This is a genomic window from Syntrophorhabdaceae bacterium (assembly GCA_028698615.1).
Taxonomy (GTDB): domain Bacteria; phylum Desulfobacterota; class Syntrophorhabdia; order Syntrophorhabdales; family Syntrophorhabdaceae; genus Delta-02.
The window spans coordinates 1-5,331 of the sequence record JAQVWF010000087.1 but is presented as its reverse complement, the minus strand read 5'-3'; the positions used below and the strand labels follow the sequence as shown (position 1 = coordinate 5,331).

The following is a 5,331-nucleotide window of genomic DNA, read 5'->3' as shown; positions in this document are numbered from 1 at the left end:
CATTACCCCGGAACGGTGTCCATTGACTTATCGCTGTGGCGGCGATATGATTCGTGTACTGCAAGGCATGCGTGGGGCGGTGAGCGGTTGCGCAGGGGGTTTTGGTTGTGCGACCATGTTCGGACCGCTCCTGGCCCGGGAGGGTTCTGCGAGAGATATGAGTTACGACGGTCTTATTACGATCGACAGGGATATATGCAAGAAGGAGGGGCTTTGCGTCCGCGTTTGTCCGAAGGTGTTTACTCAGGTTGAGCCGGGGAACGCGCCGGAGGTTGCGCGCCCGGAATTTTGCAATGATTGCGGGCATTGCCTGCTTATCTGTCCTGCCGGGGCGATAGGGCATCGTAATCTTAACGGAAGGGCTGTCAGCGAGATCGATAAAGATCTCCTGCCGTCATTTCGGCAGGTGGAGGAGATGGTGAGGGCGCGGCGGTCCGTACGGAATTTCCTCGAAAAGCCTGTCGGGAGGGAGCTGATCGGGAAGGTCATTGACGCCGCCCGCTTTGCTCCGAGCGCAAAGAACACCCAGAGCACGCAGTTCGTCGCCGTCGACGATGGGGAGATACTTCGGCGGATAGCGTCCATGACGGCTCAGTGGCTGGGCAGGTCGGCAAGGAAGCTCAGGAACCCCTTTATCCGAGCCGTATATCTCATGCGCGGCCTGATGACGAAGGAAGAGTATTCGCGCTGGATCGGCCAGTTCGAGTTGACGGCGCGGAACATGGAGAAAGGGATTGACACGATCCTTTACCGTGCCCCGGCGCTCATCCTGTTTCACGCCGACAGGCGTGTACGGTTCGCCGAGGCGAACGCGAACCTGGTCCTCCAAAACGCCACCTTTGCCGCCTGCGCCCTTAACCTCGGCACCTTCTACACCGGGTATGTTGTCTCCGCCTGCGCCCATGACAAGTCGATACCCGAAATGCTTCGAATCCCCAAGGGGCAACGTGTTTACGCCGGCATGACCTTAGGCCATGTGAAGATCGGCTTTTCCCGGTGGATCGACCGTGATCCGGCAAAGATAAAGTGGAATGACGATAGGTAATTGGTTATTGGGCCTGTCCGCCCTGTTCCGCAGGATCTATTTTGGACAGGTATGACCCATTACCTATTGCCCGCATCTGTTTACTTTTTTCCTGCAATATGCGATATAGCCGTAAGAGGTTGATTGCTCCCATGGTCATTCAATAAGGGTATTCAAAAGAGACAGAAAGGGTGCAATAGACAATGAAGACCTTATCCCTTGACGACATAGTCAGCGCATACAGCCGCTTTGTTCCCCACCAATTCCTGCAGTTGCTCGGCAAGGACACCATCGCCGATATCGTTCTCGGTGAAAGTCTCGAAATGAAGATGACCATTCTCTTCTCGGACATGAGAGGTTTTACGGTCCTTTCGGAGTCGATGACCCCCCGCGAGAACTTTATGTTCATCAATGCCTACCTGGAGCGGATGGAGCCGGTAATAAGCAGGCATAGCGGTGTGATAGACAAGTATATCGGAGATGCGATCATGGCGCTTTTTCCCACGAGTGCCGACGATGCTCTCGACGCCTCAATAGGAATGCTTCACCGTCTCGCCGGATACAATAAGGAAAGGACGGGGGCAGGGTATCCGCCGATCCTTATCGGGATAGGTTTGAACACGGGTCTTATGATGCTGGGCATCATAGGCGGCAGGAACCGCATGGACGGTACCGTCATCAGTGATGCCGTGAACCTTGCCTCACGCGTGGAGACCATGACCAAGAACTACGGCGTCAGTCTTTTGATTACCGAACACACATACTACAGCCTCGAGGATGTTTCAAGGTACAAGATACGGTTTGCCGACCGCGTGAGGGTGAAGGGCAAGGAACAGCCGGAATCCATCTATGAGGTTTTTGATGCCGACCTCCCGGAGGTGCGAACTGCCAAGCACAGAACGACCAGACTTTTTGAGAGAGCGGTGGCCTATTTCCATTTCAGGGAGGTTTCCCGGGCGCTCGAGCTTTTCGGGGAATGCCTCGCGGAATGCCCCGAAGACAGTCTTGCCAGGGTATATGCCGACAGATGTGAACGGTTTCTGAAGACAGGTGTTCATGAAGGAACAGGCGAGGTCGATCTCTCCGTCAGATGGACGAAGGATATCGAGATCGGGTACCCGGAGATAGACGATCAGCACCGTCAATTGTTTGCCAGGGTGAACAGATTCACCGAGACGATCAAAAAGGACCGGGATCTTTCCAGAGTCGGCCCTGTGATCGATTTTCTCGATGAGTATGTCCGGATACACTTCAAGGACGAAGAAGGTATTATGGAAAGGAACGGGTACCCGTTCATCGATGTTCAGAAAGACCAGCACAAACGATTCACACACTATCTTGCAGGCCTCAAGCGCGAAATTGAGGGGTCTGACGGTTCCGATTTGTATTTTCTTCTCTTCAAGATACAGGTGCTTGTTGTGGATTGGCTCGTGAATCACACGTGCAAATTGGACAGGCATCTCGGAAGGTTTCTCAGACTGGAAAAAGCATCCGGCAGGTGAAGGGGGAAAGAGATGGACATCAAAGTATCGGGAGAGCTTTCGGGAATACTGGAAGTGTTGAAACAGATGGCCCTGTTCGAGACAAGGATAGCTGAACTGTACAGCCTTTGCGCATCGACATGGAAAGAAGACGGCCCGTTCTGGCTGAGCATCTGGCGCGATGAATTGAGACATGCCCGGCATATCGAGCAGATGATCGAGATCATCTTCAAGAAGCCGGAGCGCTTTCAGGCAGGGCGTCCCTTCAATGTTCATGCGTTGGCGACGATAGTGAAGGACATCGTGGACAAGATCGAAATGGTAAAGAATGGCGAGATAACGAAGGACCAGCTTCTCTTTATCGCACAGAGCCTGGAACAGGGGTATATCGAAGACAAATATGCCGAGATCGTGAAGACCGATGACGTGGAATACAATACCCTCATGCAGGAAGTCATCAATGATACCCGGCAGCATAAGGACAGGATCATTGAGCAGATCATAAGCAGGGCGCAGAACAAGGGATACATAAAAGCATAGTATTCGAGTATCTCAAGCATTGAAACCCGAAGAATGACGGAACATGACCAAGGGAGAAGCTTGCAATGGAAGAAACGATCGACCAGGTACGGAGGCTCATCGATGCGGCGGAAAAAGGTGATATTGCCGGGGTGAGGGCGCTCATCGCAGCGGGCGGTGATGTCAACACAAAGGATACAACAGGCGGCTGGACGGCGCTCATGGTGGCGGCGCAGGCGGGGCGCACCGAAATGGTCCGGGCCCTGATAGCGGCAGGGGCAGACGTGAACGCCAGGGATGAGTTCCAGGTGACCCCTCTCATGGTGGCATCCTCAGGGGGCGGTACGGACCTTATCGAGACCCTCGTGGCGGCTGGAGCGGACGTGAATGACGTGGACAAAAATGGGACCACGGCGCTCATGTGGGCGTCGACGGAGGGACACGCCGAAGCAGCGCGGATCCTCATGACGGCTGGAGCGGAGGTGAACGCGCGAGGTGTGAGCGGCTACACCGCGCTCATGGACGCATCAGGAAAAGGTCATGCGGAGGTGGTTCGAATCCTGATAGCCGCAAAGGCCGATGTGAACGCAAAGGACAAGAATGGCCTGACGGCTCTTATGCTTGCATCAATGACGGGTCATGCGGAGGTGGTGCGGGCCCTGATAGCGGCAGGGGCAGACGTGAACGCCAGGGGAGACGGCGGCTACACCGCGCTCATGGATGCATCGGGCGGGGGCCGTGGGGAGATAGCCCGGCTCCTGAGAGAGGCGGGCGCTACCGAATAGCCTCCATAATGCTTCTTACGGCTATGCGGCCGGAACTCAATGCGAAGCTGCTGGCGGAGCCTTCTGCAAGAAGATCGTAGGTGCTGTCGTAGAGACCACCCATATCCTGCCCTGTCACATACAAACCCGGGATTGCCTCGCCTTTGCCGTCAAGGGCCTGCATGTGTGTGTTCACCTGGACCCCACCGAGGGTCAAAAAGAATGCACGGAGCCCCTTAAGGGCGTAATATGGACCATTCAGGGTTTCAAACCTCACGAGATGTTCCGGTTTCCTGTTGAAATCAGGGTCGTGCCTTTCGTCTGCATAGCGATTAACCTTCTCGATCGTCTCCCGCAGCTTCTCCGGTCGTATTTGTATCCCCTTCGCGAGTTCTTCGATTGTATCAGCTCTGAAGGCGAATCCCGATGCGATCCCTTTCTCGATCCCTTCATCAAGGGCCGTCATCTTTTGCCCTGGAACGACAATGGCGTTGAAGGGCGTAAGGGGGCCGTTGTCAACCATGGACCTTCGCATGCTGTCGTCGAAGATGGACCACATCAGGCCGCCGTTCGCGGTCATTGCATTGTACACATCGCTGAAAACGGAACCGAATGACTCATTGTAGAACCGGTCGCCCCGTTTGTTTACCCAGAGAAATGGTTGGCTCAGGGCGCAACGCATCTGCTTCATGTAGTCCGGTCCGCTGAATTGCCTGATGGCCGGTTCATCGTCGAGGTAGGGGCTGTTTCCTGCAAGGGTATCCATGCCGGCGAGCGAGGCGCGTACGCTCAAGGCGAGGTTGATCCCGTCGCCCGTCCTGCCGTCCACAGCAGGCCCGCGGTACATGAGCTTGGCCATTCCGGCGGCACTGACATCGGGCACGTACCTTTTCAGCATTTCCTTGTTGCTGGCAAAGCCTCCCGTCGCCACGACAACGGCTCCCGCACCTATGGTGACGGTCCGGCCTTCGGCATCCACCGCCTCCACCCCTGTGACGACACGCCTGTCATCGACAAGGAGCTTCTTTGCCGGCGTGCGGGTGAGGATCGGAACCCCCTTCGCCTTGATGTGATCGGACAGCATCTTTACAACCCGGGCGCCCCGGCCCTCGAAGATGTGCCATACGTGGAGGCTTTTTTCAGGCGGGAACATTGTCCTGATGCCTTCTATTCTGACCCCGTGGTCCATCAGCCAGTCGATCGTTCTTCCGGATTCGTTAAGGAGTGTTCTGATGACCGACGCATTGCACCGCCAGTGATGGAATTCCATCACCCTGGCAAAAACCTGATCCGTGGTTGTCGTGATCCCCTTCTCTTTCTGATATCGTGTACCTATGCCGAGAGAACCTTCCGGGAAAAGACCGGCGCCGCCGAGAAAGGGCATTTTCTCAAGGAGGATTGCCCTTACGCCGCTTTCGGAAGCGGTGAGTGCCGCCGACAGGCCGCTCAAGCCCCCGCCGGCAATAACGATATCGGTCTCGAACTTCTGGCATTCTGTGGACAGTGTCTGTGATCTCATGATGGATTTCGGTACCTCCCAAAG

Annotated in this window: 5 protein-coding genes; 4 read left to right on the top strand and 1 reads right to left on the bottom strand. The window is 55.5% G+C overall.

Annotated elements, in window-relative coordinates; all coding sequences use genetic code 11:
* Window positions 1–157: 157 nt before the first annotated feature.
* The 4 genes from PHC90_14310 to PHC90_14295 all read left to right on the top strand — a co-directional run bounded on the left by PHC90_14310 (window position 158) and on the right by PHC90_14295 (window position 3,809).
* Window positions 158–1,045, top strand: a complete 888-nt coding sequence (locus PHC90_14310; protein ID MDD3847517.1) for a nitroreductase family protein — start codon at window positions 158–160, stop codon at window positions 1,043–1,045.
* Window positions 1,046–1,227: 182 nt separating this feature from the next.
* Complete coding sequence (locus tag PHC90_14305) at window positions 1,228–2,526, top strand: bacteriohemerythrin (protein MDD3847516.1); 1,299 nt, start codon at window positions 1,228–1,230, stop codon at window positions 2,524–2,526.
* A 12-nt stretch (window positions 2,527–2,538) separates the two neighbouring features.
* Window positions 2,539–3,045: a hypothetical protein gene (locus tag PHC90_14300; GenBank protein MDD3847515.1), complete on the top strand. Its 507-nt coding sequence runs from the start codon at window positions 2,539–2,541 to the stop codon at window positions 3,043–3,045.
* 65 nt (window positions 3,046–3,110) lie between these two features.
* Window positions 3,111–3,809, top strand: coding sequence for an ankyrin repeat domain-containing protein (locus PHC90_14295; protein ID MDD3847514.1), 699 nt, complete (start codon window positions 3,111–3,113; stop codon window positions 3,807–3,809).
* Here PHC90_14295 and PHC90_14290 read toward each other — a convergent pair.
* Window positions 3,799–5,331 (bottom strand): FAD-dependent oxidoreductase (locus PHC90_14290; protein MDD3847513.1); only part of this gene is annotated, 1,533 nt, incomplete at its 5' end. The genes PHC90_14295 and PHC90_14290 overlap by 11 nt on opposite strands.

What these genes read in the sequence shown, in the direction of transcription:
- PHC90_14310 (MDD3847517.1), top strand. Translation starts at nt 158, where the DNA reads ATGAGTTACGACGGTCTTATTACGATCGACAGGGATATATGCAAGAAG.
- PHC90_14305 (MDD3847516.1), top strand. Translation starts at nt 1,228, where the DNA reads ATGAAGACCTTATCCCTTGACGACATAGTCAGCGCATACAGCCGCTTT.
- PHC90_14300 (MDD3847515.1), top strand. Translation starts at nt 2,539, where the DNA reads ATGGACATCAAAGTATCGGGAGAGCTTTCGGGAATACTGGAAGTGTTG.
- PHC90_14295 (MDD3847514.1), top strand. Translation starts at nt 3,111, where the DNA reads ATGGAAGAAACGATCGACCAGGTACGGAGGCTCATCGATGCGGCGGAA.